The organism is Pseudarthrobacter sp. MDT1-56 (assembly GCF_059383555.1).
Map to the genome: position 1 here is coordinate 160707 of NZ_JBWZCK010000011.1, position 16937 is coordinate 177643.

The window sequence follows — 16937 nt, forward strand, 5'->3', positions numbered from 1 at the left end:
CGTCCTGCCCGGGGACACCGGCAACGCCATGCTCCTATGCTTGGGCCATGGAAGCCCCCAGACCGATGGCGATGCAGCCCATCCTTACGCTCACCGTAAACCCCGCCCTGGACGTCAGCACCGCAACCGAGCAGGTCATCAGCGGCCACAAGCTGCGCTGCGGCACCAGCCGCCTCGACCCGGGCGGCGGAGGAGTCAACGTGTCACGGGTGGTGCAGCGACTCGGTGGCCGGACCCTGGCGGTCTACACCGCCGGTGGACCCACCGGCGAAGCGTACCGCCGGCTCATCGAGGCCGAACGCGTGCCCACCCTGGCCGTGCCGATCCAAGGGAGTACCCGAGAGGACTTCACGGTCGATGAGACGTCGACGGGCAAGCAGTTCCGCTTCGTGCTCCAGGGCCCCGAGCTGAGTGAGCCTGAGTGGCGTTTGTGCCTGGCGCTGGTAGCGGATTCGATTCCGGTGGGCGGGTACGTTGTGGCCAGCGGAAGCCTTCCGCCGGGGGTTCCGGAGGACTTCTACGCCCAGGTGGCCCGGCTGGCACGGCTCCATGATGCGCGCTGCATCGTGGATGCCTCCGGGCCGGCACTGTCCGAGGCCCTCGCCGAAGGGGTGTTCCTGGTGAAGCCGAGCCGACGGGAGCTGGGGCTGCACTTTGGGACGACTCTGGAGAGCGATGAAAGCCAGGTCGAGGCCGCCGCCGCGCTGGTTGCGGACGGCTCCGCGGAACATGTCGCCCTGACCCTGGGCGGGGAAGGTGCCGTGCTCGCCTCGAACTCCGGGATTATGCGGCTGGCCGTACCGCAGGTACAGGTACGAAGCACCGTCGGAGCCGGCGACAGCTTCCTGGCCGCCTTCGTGCTCCGCATGGCCCAGGGCCGCACCCTCGAAGAGGCGCTCCGGGCCGCCGTCGCCGCCGGAAGCGCCACGGTGACGACCCTGGCCACCGAGCTCTGCCACCGCGAGGACGTGGAGCGGCTGGAAGCGCAGCTCACGGCCCAGGCCCTGGACGAGGGTGCCGGACGGTGAAGGCGGTACCGGCCAGGCTGGCTGTTGCGCTGCTGCTGGCAGTGTCAACCGCGGGCTGTTCCGGTTCCGTACCCATCGCCTGCCCTGCCATTGCGTGGTTCAACTCCCTCACGGTTTCGCTTGACGGCGCCGTTGAGCAGGTCAGCCTGGTCGAGTTTTGCGCGGAAAGCGTCTGCTCGGTCCGCGCGGATGGCCCGGTGCGCGTTCCTGAGACCTCGGTCAGCCCGGGCGCCGTGCCTGCGCCGGCCACAACCCTGGCGGTCACCGCTGAGCCGGCTCCCCCGGGGCGGCCCTACAGTCCCTTCACCGTGGCCCGGGTCGACGACCGCACGTGGCAGGTCAGCCTGATGATGAGGTCCCCGAAGACGGCGACCATCAAGGCGTATTCAGCCGACGGAAGCGTCCTGGCCCGGCGCGAAGTGGAGCTGCGCTGGACCCGGGTGGGTGGCAGCGAGGCCTGCGGCGGCCCGGAGACCGCCGGCCCCGTCAGGCTCGTCATCTAAGCGGGCACGGTTCCGGTTCCCGGGGGACGACATACTGCCCCCGCCGGAGGCGGCAGACTGGGACGGGAGACCTGCACACCGACACCGGGAGAACCTATGACCACCGCTTTGCCCATCATTGTCTTTGATGTTAACGAGACCCTCTCCGATATGTCCCCCATGGGGGAACGCTTCAGCGAGATCGGAGCGCCGGCTGGACTGGCGAAGCTGTGGTTCGCGACGCTGTTGCGCGACGGTTTCGCGCTCACGGCCAGCGGGGATAACGGATCATTCGCCGCCATCGGAGCGGACGTACTCCGGCAGCTTCTGACCGGGATGAAGATTGACCGCCCTCTGGACGCAGCGATCGACCATGTCATGTCCGGCCTGGCTGGCCTCGGGGTGCATCCGGACGTCCCGGCCGGGGTCCGCGCACTCTCCGCCGCCGGGTTCCGGCTGATGACACTCAGCAACGGCTCGGCCCAGATCGCGGAAAAGCTGTTCCGCGAAGCGGGGATCCGTGACGAGTTGGAGATGTTGCTTTCGGTTGACGACGCGCCCGTCTGGAAGCCTGCCCGGGCATCCTACGAATATGCCGCCGCCGCTTCCGGGGCAGACCCGGCCGGCCTGCTGCTGGTCGCCGTCCATCCGTGGGACATCCACGGCGCCGCCCGTGCCGGGTTGCGCACGGCATGGCTGAACCGGACGGGAGCGGCTTACCCGGGTTACTTCGAGGCTCCGGAGTTCACTATCACCGCCCTGACCGAACTACCCGCGGCGCTGGCCGCACCGGAACCGGACCCGTCACGGTGAGTCCTCGTCGCCGGCGCCAGGGGGCCGGCCCTTGTCCTCGGCCGTGCGGATTGCCCAGGCGGCGTTGACGAGGCCGATGTGGCTGAAGGCCTGCGGGAAGTTGCCGAGCAGCTCGCTGCTGTCCGGGGCGACTTCTTCGGCCAGCAGGCCCAGATCGGTGGCGAATCCCGCGGCCCGTTCGAAGACGGTGCGGGCGCGCCGGGTCTGTCCGGATAGGGCCAGGGCATGGGCCAGCCAGAAGGTGCACAGCAGGAACGTTCCCTCCTCCCCGCTAAGGCCGTCGTCGGTCTGGTACCGGTACACCAGTCCCCGGCTGTCGGTGAGCCGGTGTTCGATGGCGTCGATCGTTGCCAGCATGCGGGGATCATCGGCCGGGATACATCCGGCGATGGAAAGCATCAGCGCGGACGCGTCCAGGTCCTCGGAGCCGTAGGCCTGGGTATAGGCGCCGGCGGTGTCGTTCCAGCCGTTCGTCCGGATCGATTCGGCCAGCTGCGCCCGGGCCTGAGTCCAGTGTGGAACCCTGTCTTTGGCTTCCAGGACGCCGGCCAGGCCGATGGCCCGGTCCACGGCCACCCAGCACATCAGCTTTGAGTGCAGGTAGTGCCGGGGTGCGCCACGAACTTCCCAGATGCCTTGATCCTGGGACTGCCAGCGCGATGCGGCGGTGTCAGCTGCGTCGGCCAGGAACACCCGCGTACCGGGTTCCATGTCGTTGAGATAATCCGGGAGGGTGGCGGCAGCGTCGAGGAGTTCGCCGTAGACGTCAAGCTGCCGCTGGTTCCAGGCGCCGTTGCCGACCCGCACCGGCCTGCTGTGGCGCCAGCCCGGGAGGTGGCCCAGTTCGCGTTCTGACAGGTCCCGTTCACCGCCGATGCCGTACATGATCTGCAGCTCGGCACCGGTGCTGAGCCGGCTGGCGGCCGCCCTCGCGAGGAACTGGAAGAATTTGCCGGCCTCGTCCGGGCACGCGGCCACCCACAGCGCCTGTAGGGTCATGCTGGCGTCCCGGATCCACGTGTACCGGTAATCCCAGTTCCGGGTGCCGCCGGCCACCTCGGGCAGGGACGTGGTCGGGGCGGCGACGATCGCGCCCGTCGGATAAAAGGTCAGCGCCTGCAGGATCCGGCCGCTGGTCGCGACCAGGTCCTGCCACGGACCCACGTACTTCTGGTGCATCCGTGACCAGCTGCCCCAGCCCTCCAGCGTGTCCTCAAGCCGACGGGCGATCTCCTCCTGGCTCCAGAATGACGGTTCCCCCCGCCAACTGTGCTGGTGGTGCAGGGCGAACCCGAGAACGTCACCGGCGCGGAGCACCACTCTGGCACGTGCGGCATCGCCGACAAGCTCGAACGGAACCGGCGTGGAGAAAGCCAGCACGTCGGCTCCGCCGCTGACCAGGATCCCCTCTGCGGTTCCGTGGAGCAGAGGAACGATCAGGCCGTATTCCGGCCTGGGCTCGAGAATGATCTCGACGTCAACCTCTCCTTCGAGGCATGCCACCTGCCGCAGCAGGGTTCCGGGGGCGCCGGCACCGAGCTCGTGGCCCCGGTTCCCCTCCCCCAGCACCAGGGCGTCGGTGACCGCTACGGTGCCTCCGGCCGTGGTGTGGACCGTCTCGAGCACCATCGTGGGGCCCAGGTAGCGCCGGGTCGAGGAGTGCCCGCCCACCGGCCGGATCGACCAGAACCCCGCATCCTCGCCCAGGACCCGGCCGAAGACCGAGGGGCTGTCAAAACGCGGCAAACACAACCAATCCACCGACCCGGCGGCGCTCACGAGCGCGGCGGAGCGGCAATCAGAGAGCATGCCGTAGGTGGCAATGGGTTCACTGGTCATCGGCACACCTGCCTGGTCCTCGGTCCGGCGCGCCGGGAATCGACCCGCAAACCATGGCTGAAGTCTACTGAGCGGCCGCGACAATCGTCCGCTGCCCGGGGCAGGAGGCGAGGATCCGGCGCATCGCGTCCTTCTCCGCCGGAGTGACCCACAGCCGGTAGGCGGCCTTGACGGAGATCTGCCGCGCAACATAGTGGCAGCGGAAGGCCTTGTTCGGCGGAAGCCAGGTGGCGGCGTCGGAGGCGCTCTTGTCCTGGTTCGCCGGGCCGTCGACGGCGATCAGGTTCAGCGGATCGTTCGCCAGGGACATGCGTTGTCCGGCGGTCAACTGCTGGGCACCCTTCTGCCAGGCATCCCCCAGCGCGACAACGTGGTCGATCTGCACCGCCTTGCTGCTGCCGGCTCCCCTGCGGAACGTGAGCTGCCGGCCGGTGTACGGTTCCCGGAACGTTCCGCTGGCCACCCGGCAGGTGGAGTTCCCGGTGAACTCGGCCCCGGAGAGGTCGCGGCGGAGGATGTCGTTGCGGGTATCGCAGCCGTTGCGGTCCACGTCCAGCCAGGCCTGGCCGAAGGCGCTGCGCTCGTAGTTGTCTTGGGCCGCCCGGCCCTTGACCGGGAGCGTGTCCAGCAGCGCCGCCGCGGCGCCACGTGGAACGGGGCGCACCGCAGGGACGGGATTCATCCAGCCGGCGGCCAGCACCGGCGCCTCGCGGGGTCCGTCCGTGGGCGGCTCGACGGCGGCAAACTGCCCGTTCGTAAAAAACCAGCCGAGACCGGCGACGACGGCGAGGGCGGCGGCGGCCAGCAGGGCCCACGCCTGGCGGGACCGCCGTCGTTCCCGCCGGAACTCCGGCCACGAGAGCGTCAAGCCTGCCCCCGGGAAGTGAGCCGGGGTCCGGTGCGTCCCGGTGCGGGGCGGATTCTTTGCACCCCTGAAGCCTAGGCCCGGCCTCCGGCGCTGGAGGCGTTGTCCACAGTGTGGAGGACAGGTGCCCGGCTAGTTCTCCCGGGTCACGCGGACCAGGTCTTCGTTGGCGAGGGCCATGAGCGATTCGAGTTGCCGGACCCGTACCTCGTCGACCTCACCGGCCGCGTGTTTGGCGCGGGCATCGTCGAGGAGCCGTTTGGCTTCCTTGACGTTCCGCCGCGCGACGTCCAGGGCGTGTTCCAAGGTGGTTTCGTGCTCCACAGCCGAGTTCTGTTCCATTGCACCATTGTGGTGCCGTTTCCCGGCCGATTCCAGAGGATTGGCCGGGAAACGTGGAACAGATTCAAGGAGGTGGCGTCAGGCCGTGACCTCGACGGGCAGGCCGGCCGCCTCCAGGGTGGCTGCTGCGTCCTTGGCGGGGAACGACGGCGGGTTGACGCCGGCCATTTCCTCCATCACGCGGACCACCTGGCAGCTGTAGCCGAACTCGTTGTCGTACCAGACGTAGAGCACGAGGTTCTTGTCGTTGGAGATGGTGGCCAGGCCGTCGACGATCCCTGCGCGGCGCGAGCCGACGAAGTCCGTGGAGACAACCTCGGGCGAATCGATGTAGTCGACCTGCTTGCGCAGTTCCGAGTGCAGCGACATTTCCCGCAGGTAATCGTTGACCTCGTCCCTGGTGGTGCCGTTTGCCAGGCTCAGGTTCAGGATGGCCAAGGACACGTCCGGAGTGGGGACGCGGATGGAGCTGCCGGTGAGCTTGCCCAGCAGTTCCGGCAGGGCCTTGGCCACGGCCTTGGCGGCACCGGTCTCGGTGATGACCATGTTCAGCGCGGCGGAACGGCCGCGGCGGTCGCCCTTGTGGAAGTTGTCGATCAGGTTCTGGTCGTTGGTGAAGGAGTGGACCGTCTCGACGTGCCCGTGCACCACGCCGTAGCGGTCGTTGATCGCCTTGAGCACCGGGGTGATGGCGTTGGTGGTGCAGGAGGCCGCGGAGACGATCTTGTCCGAGTCGGTGATGGTGCCGTGGTTGATGCCGTGCACGATGTTCTTCAGGTCGCCCTTGCCCGGGGCTGTGAGCAGCACCCGGGAAACGCCCTTGCTCTGGAGGTGCTGGGACAGGCCCTCGGCGTCGCGCCAGCGTCCCGTGTTGTCGACGACGAGGGCGTCGTGGATGCCGTAGGCGGTGTAGTCGACCGTCGCGGGGTTGTCCGAGTAGATGACCTGGACCTGGACGCCGTTGGCGGTGATGGTGTCGTTCTCGAGGTCCACCTTGATGGTGCCTTCGAACGAGCCGTGGACCGAGTCGCGGCGCAGCAGGCTGGCGCGCTTCGTGAGGTCGTTGTCGGAACCGCGGCGGACCACGATGGCGCGCAGCCGCAGGCCATGCCCGCCGCCGGCCTTTTCGATCAGAAGGCGGGCCAGGAGCCGGCCGATGCGTCCGAAGCCGTAGAGGACGACGTCGGTGCTGGTGCGGTCGTCGCCGCCGCGCTTGCCAACAACCTCCGCGAGTTCCCTGCGCAGGAACTCATCCAGGGTGGCACCGTTGCCCTCGACGCGGTACTTCTCGGTGAGACGGGCAATGTCGATGGCCGCGGCGCCGAGCTCGAGTTTGGTCAGGGCATCCAGCAGCGGGGCGGTCTCTTCGAGCCGCAGTTCTTCCTTGCTCATCCGGCGGGCGAAGCGGTGTGCCTTGAGGATGTTCATGGTGGACTTGTTGATCAGGCTGCGGCCGTGGATGGACGTGACCACGTTGTTCTCACGGTACAGCCGGCCGATCACCGGGATCATGGCCTCGGCGAGCGCCTCCCGGCCCATCCACGTATCAAGACAAGAATCTGATGTCTGGCTCACAGAAATACCTTCCTAGAATCCACCACATACGGCGTCGTATGCGGAAGTCGGCTGCCGGAGGGTGTCCGGAACCTCGGCGCCGGCGGGGATTCGGTCCACCCCGGGCGCCTGTGTCGAGCAAAGAAAAGCCACCGGTTGCGAACGCAGACCCGGCGGCAGAACTTCTACGTTCACCATCCAGTCTAGCGGCGGCCCGGCAGGGGCCGGTCCCCGGTTACGCGTGAAATGACTCACACCGGGCAGGGGTCCGGCTACGCTGGGGCGATGTTCAAGATTGGGGCTCTTCTGCTGGGCGTCGTGCTGTGTACCGGCTGCGCCGCGGCGGCACCGCCGTCCGCTCCGGCGTCCGCGGGTGCGGCGCCGGCCGCTCCGGCGTCGTCAAGTGGTGCGGCGTCGAGTCCGGCAGCGTCGAGTCCGGCGTCAGCGACGGCGGCGGCAGCGTTCACCCTGGTGGCGCACCGCGGCGGGGCGCTGGTCTACCCTGAGTCCTCCGCGGAAGCCTTCGATGCCGTGAGCAAGACGGCGTTCCCGATCGAAACAGACCTGCGGCAACTCAAGGACGGGACGCTGGTTCCGCTGCACGACGACGACGCCGGGCGGACCATGCCCGGCCTCAGTGGCCGTGCCGACGGCATCACCCTGGAGCAGTGGGCGGCGGCTGGCATCGCGCACCCGCTGGGCGGCGCCGAGGGCACGCCGACAACGTGGGAAGCCATGCTGGATTTGTATGGCGGGCGGAACATCCTGGTCCCCGAGCTGAAGGACCCCGCCATCGACCCGGTTGCCTTCGCGGAGACCATACTGAAGCGCGGCATCCAGGACAAGGTGGTGGTGCAGACGTTCAGCTTCCCTGCTGCCCAGGCCCTGGCCGGGTCCGGGCTGCAGGTGCTGTATCTCCTGCGGGACGGGGAGGCACTCGATCCGGCGTCGATCAGCTCCAGCGGCATCGGCCACGTCGGCCCGCACAAGGGCATCAGCGCGGAGTACCTGCGCAGGCTCAAGGACTCCGGGCTGACCGTGTGGCCCTATACCGTCAACGACGAATCAACCGCGGCGAGACTGCGTGCGGACGGCGCGGATGGCGTCTTTACCGACACGCCGTGGGAGCTGGCGCAGCAGCTGGGTCTTTAGCCCGCCTACCGGGCGTCCTGGAGGATCATATCGACGGCCTTTTCCGCGATCATGATGGTGGGCGCCTGCGTGTTGGCACTCACGAGCCGGGGCATGATCGAGGAGTCAACGACGCGCAGTCCCTCGAGTCCGTGGACCTTCAGCCGGGGCGAGACCACGGACTCATCGGTGGTTCCCATGGAGCAGGTGCCGACCGGGTGGTAGGAGGTCCGCCCGAAGGAGCGCACGAATTTCACGTACTCGTCGCGGGTTTCCACCCGGCTGCCGTCGCCGATGTGCTCCGCCTTGGTGAGCGCCGCCATGGACGACTGCTCCATGATCTCGCGGCTCTGCTGCACCCCGGCGATGGCCATTTCAAGGTCGTAGTCGTCGGCGAGATAATTCGGATCGATCAGCGGTGCTTTGCTGGGGTCTGCAGACACCGGGCGGACGGTTCCCCGGCTCCGCGGCCGGAGGAAATACGAGTTCAACGTGGCCCCGAATCCGGGCTTCAACGCCGTGGCCCCCGTTCCCACCCGCGCGGCGGGCAGGAAATGGAACTGCAGGTCAGGAGTCTTCTCCGCCTTGTTCGCGTAACTGAAACCACCGGCCTCGACCAGGGTTGACGCGAACGGTCCCGAACGGAAGGCGAGGTACTCGACGCCGGCCAGGACCGTGGCCGGGCGCACCTGGTTCAGCCGGTCCAGGCTGTGGTAATCCGTGAGTTCGTAGACGATGTCGACGTCGCAGTGGTCCTGCAGGTTCTTGCCGACCCCCGGCAGGGCGTGGACGGTCTCGATGCCGGCAGCGGCGAGATCCGCCGGGTCGCCGATGCCCGACAGCTGGAGCAGCTTCGGCGAACCGAAGGCGCCGGCCGAGACAATCACCTCGCGGGTGGCGCTGTACGTTCGCACGCTGCCGCCTTCGATCGCCTGGATCCCGACGGCCCTGCCGTTGCTGATGATCACCTTGGAGACGGTGACGTTGGCGCGGACGGTGAGGTTCCGCCGCTTGCGGGCGGGCCGGAGGTAGGCGACGGCCGCGCTGCACCGGCGGCCATTCTTCGTGGTGGTCTGGTAGAAGCCGACGCCGTACTGCTCGGCGCCATTAAAGTCGCTGTTATAGGGCAGCCCGAACTCCTGGCCCGCCTTGACGAAGGCCGCCGAGAGCTTGTGGGGACGCAGCAGGTCGGAGACTCCGAGCGGCCCGTCGGTACCGTGGTGCGGCGCCGAGAGCCTGCTGTTGGACTCCGAACGGACAAAGTACTTGTTCACTTCCTCAGCGGACCAGCCCTCGCAGCCATAGTCCGTGACCCAGCCGTCATAGTCCTCGGCCACGCCGCGGGTGAAGACCTGGGAGTTGATGGACCCCCCGCCGCCGAGCACGCGGCCCTGGGCGAGCGGGATGCGCCGGCCGTTGCTGTGCTTTTGCGGGACGCTCGCATAGTCCCATTGGTACGGCCCGCCTTTGAGCTTCGGGAAGCCGGCCGGGACATGAATGAACGGGTGGCGGTCGGATCTGCCCGCCTCGAGCAGTAGGACGCGGACGGAAGGGTCTTCGCTGAGCCTGCCGGCAAGGACGCTGCCGCCGCTGCCACCGCCGGCAATCACGTAGTCGTATGTTGCCTCGTCCGACACTCTTACTCCTAAGCTTTTCGCTGACTGCACCGTTGCTTGAAACGCTCCCTGCAGTCTCTGGTCAAGCGGGGGTGATGTCAAGCATTCGGGTCAGCCCGTACCCGCCCGGGCAGAAGGCCCTCAGCAGCGGAAACGATGGCGGGGGATCCCCCGCGGTGTGAATGGATGGGTTGACCGATACGCCGGGTTCTGTGTTCCCGCGCCGTTGCCAGCGCGGGAATAGCGGCCATCCATCTACGAACGCCGTTGCCGACGCCCTCCAGCAGCCTACCCGGACACTCGGGCGAGCAGCCCTCAAACGTGCCCTGTCTGGCCTTGCTCCGGGTGGGGTTTACCTAGCCTTCCCGGTCACCCGGGAAGCTGGTGGTCTCTTACACCACCGTTTCACCCTTACCTGCCCTGCGGCCCGTGCAAACACGCGCCGCACGCAGGCGGTCTGTTCTCTGTGGCACTGGCCTGCGGGTTACCCCGAGTGGGCGTTACCCACCACCCTGCCCTGCGGAGCCCGGACGTTCCTCGAGCCACTTGCGTGACGCGCGGCCGCCTGGTCAACCCATCCGCTGTCCATTCTACGGTCAGGGCGGACCCGTCCGGGGACACTTCCGGCCGCCACGCTTATGATCGGGGAATGGAGGATTCCGTCCTGGGCCGGCGCCGGCTGCTCGAGCTGGCAGGAATCGGGCTGGGCGCCTCAGCACTCACAGCGTGCACGGAGGGCCTCACCCCCGTGGAGACGACCCCTCCCGCCGCGACGGTTCCGCCGGCCGCGGCCGCCCCGTTGACAGTCACTACCAGCACCGGCTCCTTCGTCTCGGCCTTCCGCCCCGGAGTCACCACCCACTGGTCACTGGCCGGGCCCGAGTTGACGCCCGGCGGCGCGCATCCCGTACGCCCAGTGGCGGTCTTCCTTCACGGTCTCGGCGGAAGCCACTCGGTCCTGCTGGAGGACCTGGCGGCCCACGAGGCCCTCCAGCAGCACCTCGACGCCGGGGGCGCGCCGTTTGCCCTCGCGGCTGTGGACGGCGGGGACACCTGGTGGCACCGGCGCGCCGACGGCAGCGATACCCAATCCATGCTGGTACAGGAATTCGTTCCGTTACTCGGCGGCCGGGGCTGCGACCTCGGCCGGATCGGCCTCTTCGGCCTCTCCATGGGAGGTTTCGGCGCCCTCCTGCTTGCGTCCCAGGGCCGGTTGCCCGGGGTCCGGGCCGTGGCGGCCATGAGCCCGGCGGTCTGGGAGGACTACGACCCGCGCCTGGAAGACGCTTTCGACGGCCCCGAAGACTTCGCGGCCCACGACGTGTTCGCGCTTCGGCCCAGCCTCGCGGCGCTGCCCAAGCGGATCGACTGCGGCACCGGGGACGACCTTGCCGCCACGGTCCGGAACTACCGTGCGGAACTCCCGGGCACCGTCGAAGGAGGCTTCCAGCCCGGCGGTCACGACGGCAGCTACTGGCGTTCCATCCTGCCCGAGGTGCTGTCCTTCCTCGGCCGCAACCTCGGCTGAGGAGGAGGCCTTCGGGGCCGGGACTGCGCGGTTCCGGCAGCGGGCCGCGGCGGTACCATCCCGGCAACGGGCCGCAGCTAGGATTGGACGGTGCTGATTCTGCTGCCGCCCTCTGAAGGCAAGACCCCCGCCATAACGGGCGACGCCGTCAACTGGACTACCCTGAGTTTCCCCGGACTGAATTCCTACCGGGCCAAGGTACTGGAGGGGCTCGGAACGGTCAGCGCCCACGAGGATGCCCTCGCACTGCTGGGCGTCGGCGCCTCGCTGCGGGCCGACGTCGAACGCAATACGAGGCTGCACGCCGAGCCGGCGGCCCCCGCCCACCAGGTGTACTCCGGGGTGCTGTACGACGCGCTGGACTACAACTCGCTCACGCCCACGCAGCGGCGGAAGGCGGACGAGTGCGTGCTGGTCATTTCCGCGCTCTGGGGTGCCATCCGGTTCGGCGACCGGGTGCCCGCCTACCGGCTGTCGATGGGGACCGCACTGCCCGGCGTCGGACGCCTGGCGTCCTTCTGGAAGCCGCAACTCGGTGAGGCCCTCGCGGCCGCCACGGAAGGCGAACTGCTGGTGGACTGCCGCTCCAGCACCTACGCCGCCGCGTGGGCTCCGCCGCCGGCGCAGACCATCGCCGTCAACGTGTTCACCGAGGTCAACGGGGTGCGCAAAGTGGTCAGCCACTTTGCGAAACACACCCGCGGCGAGCTCGCCCGGCACCTGCTGACCCGCCGGGGCAAGGCGCCGCAGACTCCCGCCCAGCTGCAAAAGGTGGCTGCCGAAAAGTGGAGTGCCGAACTGGTTGAGGGCACGGCCCGGAAGCCGCACGCCCTCAACCTGATCCTGCCGAACTAGCCCGCGGGCGGGTGGTTACGCCCACTCAGCGGAGCGGACCAGGATGCAGCCGGAATCAGGGCAGAAAACGACGTCGTCCTCGGCCGCCGCCTTGATTTCGGCGAGGTCACCGGGGCTCAGCTGCATGCCCGAACCCTCGGACGTTCCGTGGAAGAGCCGGGCCGCACCGACACCGCGCTTGGCCAAAGTCTTCTCGTAGATCGCCAGCAGGCCGGCATCCAGTCCCTCGGCGAACTCGGCACGCTTGCCGCGCACCACGGTGGCCTCGGCGGCGATCTCGGCGAGCTGCTCATCCAGCTCGGCGCGGATGGAGCCGAAGGAGCCCTGGATGTCGTCGACAATCTGCTGCTGGCCGGCCTGGCGCAGGCGGAGCGAGTCGAGCCGCTCCAGAACTTCCAGCTCAACGTCTTCAAGGTCGGAGCGGCGCTTGTTCAGGGACACCAGGTCGCGCTGCAGGGCCACGAGGTCCTTGGAAAGACCGGTGCCGCTGTTGAGCTTGGCCTCGTCGCGCTCAATCCGGGAAGCCACCTGCTCCACGTCCGCCTCGGCCCGCTTGAGCTCGAGTTCGGCGTCGTGGACGGCCACCTTCGCCGCGCCCAGTTCGCCGTTGGCCACGCTGAGGGCTGCTTCAAGATCGGTGATCCGGGAGTCGCTTTCAAGGCTTCGGCGGCGGTTGGACAGGGATTTGAGCTTGGCATCAAGTCCCTGCAATTCGAGCAACTTCAACTGTTCCGCCGGTGCTGCCTTGGCCACTATTTACCTCCGCTTGTTCCCTGCCGGCTGGAGCCGGGCACCTATTCGGCGCTCCCTAGACTCTAGTCCCCGCCCGGAGTGAGAATGAAGTCCCACGGATCGCTGTTGGTGGTGCTGACCCGGATCTCGACGTCGTGCCCTTGGTCACTCAGCACATTGCCCAGCGCTTCCGCCGCCGGCGGCAGCCACAGCCACTCGCTGGCGAAGTGGGAAACATCGATCAGGTACGGCCGGTCGTTGACGGCCGCCTCCCTGGCTTCCGACGCCGGGTGGTGCCGCAGATCCGCGGTCAGGTAGACGTCGGCGTTGCTCGCCCGGACCTCGCCGAAGAGGGAATCCCCGGCGCCGCCGCAGACCGCCACCCGGCGGACCAGCCCGTCCCGGTCCCCGGAGACGCGCACCCCGCCGGCGACAGAGGGCAGGATGCCGAAGACGCGGGCGGCAAAATCGCCCAGGGTCATGACGTCCTCCAGGTCTCCGACCCGCCCGATGCCTTCCTCCGGCAGTCCGTTGACGGCCGGGGTCAGCGGGGCCACGTTCTGCAGGCCCAGCGCGTCGGCCAGGACATCGGAGACGCCGCCGACGGCGGAATCACCGTTGGTGTGCACCGTCAGCAGCCCGGTCCCCGACTCAATCAGGCGGTGCACGGCACGGCCCTTGGCGGTGGTCGCGGCGACCGAGGTGACGCCCTTGAGCAGCAGCGGATGGTGGGTGATGAGCAGTTCGGCGCCGAAGTCGATGGCCTCCTCGATCACTTCAAGGGTGGGATCGACGGCCAAGAGGATCCTGCTCACCTCGGTGGAGGGGTGGCCGGCCACGAGGCCCACTTCGTCCCAGTCTTCCGCGAGCGATTCGGGCCAGAGCTCCTCGACCGCCAGGAGGATCATGCCCAGGGTGGGGACCTCGGGCGTGGGGCCGGACCCGTTGCCGGAGGCGTCGTTTCCTTCGGACGGGCCGGCTGAAACGTCGGTGTTTACAGGTTCCATACCCCCATTTTTACCCTATTGGCCGGCCTCCCCCGCAGCCGCCGGGAATCATCGGGGCCTTTCAACCATTGAAGAGAGCATGAGAACTTTTGTCCTCGGCGGAGGCTGCTTCTGGTGCCTCGACGCCGTTTACCAGAAAACCAAGGGTGTCAGCGCGGTTGTTTCGGGCTACACCGGAGGCCATGACCGCAACCCCGACTACTACGCCGTCTGCTCCGGAACCACCGGCCATGCCGAGGTGGTGGCGGTGTCGTTCGATGAGGAGGTTGTCCCCGCGGACGTCATCCTGGACATGTTCTTCGCTCTCCACGACCCCACCACGCTCAACCGCCAGGGTTACGACGTCGGGACCCAGTACCGGTCCTCGATGTTCTATGAGACGACCGAGGAGAAGATCCTCTTCGAGGACGCAATCGAACGGAACCAGTCGCTCTGGGCGCATCCGATCGTCACGGAGGTCAGCCGGCTGCCGGTGTTCCACCGGGCGGAGGAAATCCACCAGGACTACTACGGCAAGTTCCCGGAGCAGGGTTACTGCCAGGTGATCATCAATCCGAAGCTGGCCAAGGCCAGGAAATATTACTCTGCATGGCTTAATGCTTAGCTAGGGCCTGCGGGCCCTCGTTAGGCTGACCTCAGCATTCCCTCTTCAACAGACAGGCGCAGACACCCATGGCACGGATCTATGACGATGTTACCCAGCTGGTCGGCGGCACCCCGCTGGTCCGGCTCAACCGGCTGACTGAAGGCCTGGACGCCACTGTGGCCGTCAAGCTGGAGTTCTACAACCCGGCCAACAGCGTCAAGGACCGCATCGGTGTCGCGATCGTCGACGCCGCGGAGAAGTCCGGTGCCCTCAAGCCCGGCGGCACCATCGTCGAAGGCACGTCCGGCAACACCGGCATCGCCCTGGCCATGGTCGGCGCGGCCCGCGGCTACAAGGTCATCCTGACCATGCCGGAGACCATGTCCACCGAACGCCGTGTCATGCTGCGCGCCTACGGGGCCGAGATTGTGCTCACTCCCGGTTCCGAGGGCATGCGCGGCGCCGTGGAAAAGGCCCAGGAGATCGTCGCCAACACGGAGAACTCGATCTGGGCCCAGCAGTTCGCCAACGAGGCCAACCCCGAGGTCCACCGCCAGACCACGGCAGAGGAAGTCTGGTCCGACACCGACGGCAAGGTGGACATCTTCGTCGCCGGCGTCGGCACCGGCGGAACCGTTACCGGTGTCGGGCAGGTGCTCAAGGAGCGCAAGCCGGAGGTGCAGATTATCGCCGTCGAGCCGAAGGACTCCGCCATCCTCAACGGCGGCGCTCCGGGCCCGCACAAAATCCAGGGCCTCGGCGCCAACTTCATCCCGGAGATCCTGGACACCAACGTCTATGACGAGGTCATCGACGCCACCCTTGAAGACTCGGTCCGCGTGGCCCGCGAACTCGGAGTCAAGGAAGGCATCCTCGGCGGCATCTCCTCCGGCGCGATCGTCTGGGCAGCGCTGGAACTCGCCAAGCGTCCGGAGAACGCCGGTAAACTGATTGTTGCTGTTGTCTGCGACTTCGGTGAGCGTTACATCTCCACCGTGCTGTACGACGACATCCGCGGCTGAGTCCAACCTTGTCCCAAGACTTCGTAGAAAGGTCTTTGTGAGCTTTTTCGCAAGACTGAAGGAAGACCTCGACGCCGCCCGGTCCCACGACCCGGCGGCTCGAGGTTCTTTCGAGAACTTCTTTGCCTACTCCGGCCTGCACGCGATCTGGGCGCACCGCCTGACGCACCGGCTGTGGCAGAACCCTGCGCTGCGCTTCCCGGCCCGGCTGATATCCCAGCTGGCCAGGTTCTGCACCGGGATCGAGATCCACCCCGGAGCCACGATCGGCCGCCGCTTCTTCATCGACCACGGCATGGGCGTCGTCATCGGCGAGACCGCCGAAATCGGCGAGGACGTTATGATCTACCACGGCGTGACCCTGGGCGGCCGCTCCTTGGCTAAGGTCAAGCGCCACCCCACCCTCGAGGACCGCGTAGTGATCGGCGCCGGAGCCAAAATCCTGGGCCCCATCACCATCGGCCGGGACAGCGCCGTGGGCGCCAACGCCGTGGTGGTCAAGGATGCGCCGGCAGAGTCGATCCTCACGGGCGTGCCGGCCACGTGGCGGCACCGGGACGCCCAGCGGGAGACCAAGCCCGCCGTCGACCCGGCCGAATACCTGATCGAATACCGGATCTGACCGGCCCGGGCTGCCGCCGGGACCGGCGTCCCGGCGGAGGCTACGCGGGGAACCGCTTGTAGATGTTCCAGATCACGACGTCGAAGGCCCGGTCCGGCAGCAGCCTCCGCAGTAGCAGGATGGCCCGGGCGCCCTTGCCCACCGGATAGCGCGTCTTGGGCCGCGGGGACGTCACGGCGTGGACGATGGCGTCGGCGATGATGCCCGGAGGCGTGGACATGCTCGAGCCCACCGTGGACGCCAGCGCCGCGGCCACCACCTTGGCCTGGTCCATATAGGGTCCGCGTCCGGACGTGGCCAGCAGGCTGTCGCCGGAGATGGCGCCCCACTCCGATTCGGTTCCCGACGGCTCGATGATGGACACGTCGATGCCGTGGGGCTTTAGTTCGATCCGCAGGGAATCGCTCAGGCCCTCTACGGCGAACTTCGTGGCGTGGTACCAGGCCCCCAGCGGCTCGTACATCTGTCCGCCGATCGAGGACACGTTGATGATCCTCCCCCGCCCGGCGGCCCGCATTCCGGGAAGCACCAGCTGGGTCATCCGCGCCAGTCCGAAGAGGTTGACGTCGAACTGCCGCCGCCCCTCGGCCAGTTCCACTTCCTCCAGCGAACCGTAGGAACCGTAGCCGGCGTTGTTCACCAGGACGTCGACCCGGCCGTGGGCGGCAATCACCTGTTCGACGGCGGCGGTCATGGACTCCTCGCTGGTGACATCCAGCGCCACGACCGTCACCCCGTGGGCCGTGAGGGGCTCCATCTTCTCGAAGCGCCGGGCACCGGCGTAGACGGTGAACCCGCGGGCCGCGAGCTTCCAGGCGGTCTCGTAACCAATTCCAGTGGAGGCACCGGTGACAAATGCTACGGGCTGGGTCATCTGCTGCACTCCTGGGGCGGTGGCGGGACGGTTGGCCGGAC

Annotated in this window: 17 protein-coding genes and 1 other RNA gene; 9 read left to right on the plus strand and 9 right to left on the minus strand. The window is 67.9% G+C overall.

Annotated elements, in window-relative coordinates:
- The first annotated feature begins 47 nt into the window (after window positions 1-47).
- From AC50YC_RS16015 to AC50YC_RS16025, 3 genes are all read left to right on the plus strand, one after another.
- A complete protein-coding gene (locus AC50YC_RS16015) occupies window positions 48-1028 on the plus strand; it encodes a 1-phosphofructokinase family hexose kinase (RefSeq protein ID WP_494954283.1) in 981 nt (326 codons plus the stop codon).
- Window positions 1025-1531, plus strand: coding sequence for a hypothetical protein (locus tag AC50YC_RS16020; protein ID WP_494954284.1), 507 nt, complete (start codon window positions 1025-1027; stop codon window positions 1529-1531). Before AC50YC_RS16015 ends, AC50YC_RS16020 begins: the two co-directional genes overlap by 4 nt.
- A gap of 96 nt (window positions 1532-1627) precedes the next feature.
- Window positions 1628-2323 carry a haloacid dehalogenase type II gene (locus tag AC50YC_RS16025; protein WP_494954285.1) on the plus strand — a complete coding sequence of 232 codons (696 nt, stop codon included), beginning with the start codon at window positions 1628-1630 and terminating at the stop codon, window positions 2321-2323.
- Here AC50YC_RS16025 and AC50YC_RS16030 read toward each other — a convergent pair.
- The 4 genes from AC50YC_RS16030 to AC50YC_RS16045 all read right to left on the minus strand — a co-directional run bounded on the left by AC50YC_RS16030 (window position 2315) and on the right by AC50YC_RS16045 (window position 6944).
- A complete protein-coding gene (locus AC50YC_RS16030) occupies window positions 2315-4162 on the minus strand; it encodes a glycoside hydrolase family 15 protein (RefSeq protein WP_494954286.1) in 1848 nt (615 codons plus the stop codon). The genes AC50YC_RS16025 and AC50YC_RS16030 overlap by 9 nt on opposite strands.
- Window positions 4163-4226: 64 nt before the next feature.
- Complete coding sequence (locus AC50YC_RS16035) at window positions 4227-5030, minus strand: HNH endonuclease family protein (protein ID WP_494954287.1); 804 nt, start codon at window positions 5028-5030, stop codon at window positions 4227-4229.
- 129 nt (window positions 5031-5159) lie between these two features.
- On the minus strand, window positions 5160-5369 hold the full coding sequence (locus AC50YC_RS16040; protein WP_494954288.1) for a hypothetical protein: 210 nt from the start codon (window positions 5367-5369) through the stop codon (window positions 5160-5162).
- Between the two features lie 78 nt (window positions 5370-5447).
- Entirely contained in the window at window positions 5448-6944 is a 1497-nt protein-coding gene (locus tag AC50YC_RS16045; protein WP_494954289.1) for a glyceraldehyde-3-phosphate dehydrogenase, read from the minus strand.
- 264 nt (window positions 6945-7208) lie between these two features.
- On the opposite strand from AC50YC_RS16045, the gene AC50YC_RS16050 reads away from it, so the two are divergent.
- On the plus strand, window positions 7209-8075 hold the full coding sequence (locus tag AC50YC_RS16050; RefSeq protein ID WP_494954290.1) for a glycerophosphodiester phosphodiesterase: 867 nt from the start codon (window positions 7209-7211) through the stop codon (window positions 8073-8075).
- Between the two features lie 5 nt (window positions 8076-8080).
- Here the strand turns inward: AC50YC_RS16050 and AC50YC_RS16055 are convergent, their stop codons facing one another.
- Window positions 8081-9691, minus strand: a complete 1611-nt coding sequence (locus AC50YC_RS16055) for a GMC family oxidoreductase (RefSeq protein ID WP_494954291.1) — start codon at window positions 9689-9691, stop codon at window positions 8081-8083.
- A gap of 162 nt (window positions 9692-9853) precedes the next feature.
- An RNA gene (gene rnpB, locus AC50YC_RS16060) (RNase P RNA component class A) lies at window positions 9854-10247 on the minus strand.
- 72 nt (window positions 10248-10319) lie between these two features.
- Between rnpB and AC50YC_RS16065 the strand changes: the two genes are divergently transcribed.
- A complete protein-coding gene (locus tag AC50YC_RS16065) occupies window positions 10320-11198 on the plus strand; it encodes an alpha/beta hydrolase (RefSeq protein ID WP_494954292.1) in 879 nt (292 codons plus the stop codon).
- 90 nt (window positions 11199-11288) lie between these two features.
- Complete coding sequence (locus AC50YC_RS16070; protein WP_494954293.1) at window positions 11289-12053, plus strand: YaaA family protein; 765 nt, start codon at window positions 11289-11291, stop codon at window positions 12051-12053.
- Window positions 12054-12068: 15 nt separating this feature from the next.
- On the opposite strand, the gene AC50YC_RS16075 is transcribed toward AC50YC_RS16070, so the two are convergent.
- Entirely contained in the window at window positions 12069-12806 is a 738-nt protein-coding gene (locus AC50YC_RS16075) for a zinc ribbon domain-containing protein (protein WP_494954294.1), read from the minus strand.
- Between the two features lie 62 nt (window positions 12807-12868).
- Window positions 12869-13792 carry a Nif3-like dinuclear metal center hexameric protein gene (locus tag AC50YC_RS16080; RefSeq protein WP_494954295.1) on the minus strand — a complete coding sequence of 308 codons (924 nt, stop codon included), beginning with the start codon at window positions 13790-13792 and terminating at the stop codon, window positions 12869-12871.
- 79 nt (window positions 13793-13871) lie between these two features.
- Between AC50YC_RS16080 and msrA the strand changes: the two genes are divergently transcribed.
- The 3 genes from msrA (at window position 13872) to epsC (ending at window position 16022) form a co-directional block, all read left to right on the plus strand.
- On the plus strand, window positions 13872-14396 hold the full coding sequence (gene msrA, locus AC50YC_RS16085) for a peptide-methionine (S)-S-oxide reductase MsrA (RefSeq protein WP_494954296.1): 525 nt from the start codon (window positions 13872-13874) through the stop codon (window positions 14394-14396).
- Window positions 14397-14464: 68 nt separating this feature from the next.
- Entirely contained in the window at window positions 14465-15400 is a 936-nt protein-coding gene (cysK, locus tag AC50YC_RS16090; protein WP_494954297.1) for a cysteine synthase A, read from the plus strand.
- Window positions 15401-15437: 37 nt separating this feature from the next.
- Window positions 15438-16022 (plus strand): serine O-acetyltransferase EpsC, encoded by a 585-nt coding sequence (epsC, locus tag AC50YC_RS16095; RefSeq protein WP_494954298.1) that lies wholly within the window; start codon window positions 15438-15440, stop codon window positions 16020-16022.
- Window positions 16023-16062: 40 nt separating this feature from the next.
- On the opposite strand, the gene AC50YC_RS16100 is transcribed toward epsC, so the two are convergent.
- Window positions 16063-16896: an oxidoreductase gene (locus tag AC50YC_RS16100; protein ID WP_494954299.1), complete on the minus strand. Its 834-nt coding sequence runs from the start codon at window positions 16894-16896 to the stop codon at window positions 16063-16065.
- Between the last annotated feature and the right edge of the window lie 41 nt (window positions 16897-16937).